Genomic DNA, 2774 nt, shown 5'->3' with positions numbered 1-2774 from the left:
TTCTTAATCGCCAAGGCCTTGAGTTTGTGATCGTTCTTGACGACCGGAGTGGCGCGTTTGGCAGATTTTGTGGAATCCTCGGCGTCAGGTTTGGTCCGCTTACGCCGTCGGGGGCGATAGCCGTAGGACAACTGTGTTATCGTGGATATTCCCTTGGCATTGCATTTCGCCCGTTCCTTGCCGGTCATCGCGGTGAGCAGGCTCAAATCGTCATGTTCGATGGCAAGATCGCGACACCTCGACTGGAAATCGCAGACGGAACAATGATCGTTCAGAACGAGCGGAGGTGGCTTCTGGCCTTGGCGACTTGCCTCGATTACTTCGATGATCTGGCGTGTTCGGGCCAAGTAGTCGGCCATCTTCACAGTTTTGCGGCGATGTCTCTCGCCGTAGATCAGTACTCCGGTGTCTGGCACTATCCCGGTGGCCTGCGACAGCGCGAGCGCACCGAAACACATGGCTAGGGTGTCGGAAACGTCCAGCTTGTCCCAGGGTAGAAACAACACGGGGACAAAGTTGCTAGGTGGCTTTAATTTCTGCGGTTGGCGGCGTCCCGGTCTGCGCGGCGGCAACGCGAAGTCATAGATGGCTGTTTCGCAGTCGACCTCACGGGTGACAGTTGCGCAGTCGGGGTCGCGCCATATTTCTCCGAAATTGAGAGGGTTGGCCGCGTCCGTTCCGACGCGCAGGTGCTGCTTCGCTCCCGCTTTATACATGGACGATATGCGCGTCTCCATGTCGGCGAAGAAGGCACCCGTTAGGGGCGCGCCGCTTGCCAAGAGATGCGCCTTCATCGGGCACTTGATGAATGCAGAAAACACCGCAGCCGTGATCGGGTCGCTAGCGCCCATAGCAGTCAATTATGCCGGAGTTTCGGTAGAGTGCCATCACGTCGGGACAGGCGAAACGCTCGAACGCACGCGTTCGGGGCCAGCTTCCGGAGGGTCCGTTCCTGCCGACCTCTTCCCGTACCGGCGTGGAGGGGGGAAGGGCGGCAAAGGGTCGGATACGAGACCTTTGCAAAACCGATGATGAATGACCGATGTTTGCGCGGTCCTGCCCCATTTTGCCCGCTCATCCGACCTGGAACCACGCCCCGACTCCGGCGGCGCGGTGCTCGGGAATCGCCGATTCGATCGGCCACTTGCCGGGGTTGTCGGCGATGAAGGCGACGTGGAGGGTGCGGCCGGGCTGGATCAAAAGGGTGTCGCGCCAGTAGGGCTCCCAGCCGTCGTCCATCGAATGCAGCAGGCGGGCGACATGGCCGCCGAGCCGCATCGCCTGGACGACCGCGGTCTTGTTGGCGAAGGCGAACACGGCCGGCGCGCCGCGCGGAACCAAAGCCAGCGGCTTCGGCGACCAGTCGGCGAAGGTCACGCCGTTGACGGCGAACGGCGCCGCGCCGCCGCCGGTCACGACGACGTCGAAGCTGCGCGCCGCTTCCAGCGCGATCTCCGCCGGCAGGGCCGGGTTCGGAGGCAGGCGGGCGGGCCCTGAGCGGGGGGCGACGGGATCGCCGTCCGAGGTGATGGCGACGAACGGGACGTCGGGCGCGCCGGCCTCCCAGCGCAGCACGAACGTGACCGTCGCCCCTGCCTGGCGCGGCATGTCGAAGACGAGCTCGAACCGGGCGCCGGGACCCATTGGGAACTGGTTGCGCAGCGGCTCGAACGGCTCGCACGGCTGACCGTCGACAGCGACGATCAGCGTCGTGGCCCCGTCGATCCCGACATTGGTCAGGCGCGCGGTCGCCGCGTTGCCGAGCCTCATGCGCACCCGCGCGCCCGGGCGGGCCTGAAGGCGCAGCGGCGCGCCACCCTCGTTGGCGAAGACCAGGCTTCCGCTGCGTCCGGCGCCGCGGGCGAGCGTGGGATCGGAAAAGTCGTTCTTGATCTGGCCCTTGTCGTCAAAACTCCAGTCGGACAGGACGACGACAAAATCCTCGTCCACGTCGGGCTTCTCGGCTTCGTCGACGATGATCGGGCCGAACAGCCCGCGCCCCTGCTGCCCGGCGTCGGTCGCGCCGGCGTGGGGAAAATAGAGATTGAACCCCGGGTCGGGCGGCGCGAAGCGGATGTCGGCGCTCGCCCCCGGAGCGAGCCGTGGGCCGGTGAGCCCGCCGTAGCCGGCGACCGCGTTGGCCGTCCTGAGGCCGGCGAAGCAGAGCGTCGTCGGTTCGGCGAGCTTGTTGGAAAACCTGAGCTTCAGCTCCTCGCCCTTCTTCAACCTCAAGAGCGGCCCGGGGATCGCTCCGGAATAGGCGACGGCCGCGGCCGCGTCGGCGGGCGGCGGGAGGAAGGCGAGGCGCGACGGCGCCGCCTCGAGAGCCATGAAACCGTCAGGCTGCGAAGCTGGGGCCCCGGCCTTGGCGGGCGCGAGGCCCCAGGCCGCGGCGGCGAGCCCGCAGCCGAGAAAGGCGCGGCGGGTCGCCGCTGGCCCAAGCCGAGGCGTATCGTGACGAGCAGCGCCATGCGCCCCGTCGAAGCGATCCGGCCGGATAATCGTCACGATGGGCAAGCTCCTGAATTCCGAGACAATCGCCGCTCCGACCCTAGACGCCGCGTCTTGCCGCACTTGTTAGCGAACCGGGCGGGCCAGGCAACCGAGTCTTCGACGCTACGCCCGCCGGATCGCCGCCGCCGGCATATTTTTCGCTGGCGCGCGCGGACAAGCTGATATAGAGCGCGCCAAAGCTCAGGGCGCCCGCATGGCGGAGACGCCGAACGCGGGCGTGGCGGAATTGGTAGACGCGCCGGATTTAGGTTCCGGTGACG

2 protein-coding genes are annotated in these 2774 nt (G+C 66.3%); both read right to left on the bottom strand.

Annotated elements, in window-relative coordinates; translation table 11 throughout:
• A partial coding sequence (locus ACLP25_RS22545) for a Dna2/Cas4 domain-containing protein (RefSeq protein ID WP_442471377.1) occupies positions 1-794 on the bottom strand: 794 nt, incomplete at its 3' end.
• Positions 795-1074: 280 nt separating this feature from the next.
• Positions 1075-2508 carry a multicopper oxidase family protein gene (locus tag ACLP25_RS22540; protein ID WP_442471376.1) on the bottom strand — a complete coding sequence of 478 codons (1434 nt, stop codon included), beginning with the start codon at positions 2506-2508 and terminating at the stop codon, positions 1075-1077.
• Positions 2509-2774: the final 266 nt, after the last annotated feature.

Source organism: Roseiarcus sp. (assembly GCF_052145395.1).
GTDB lineage: Bacteria > Pseudomonadota > Alphaproteobacteria > Rhizobiales > Beijerinckiaceae > Roseiarcus.
The sequence above is the reverse complement of the archived record's forward strand: the minus strand, read 5'-3'. Positions and strand labels throughout refer to the sequence as shown.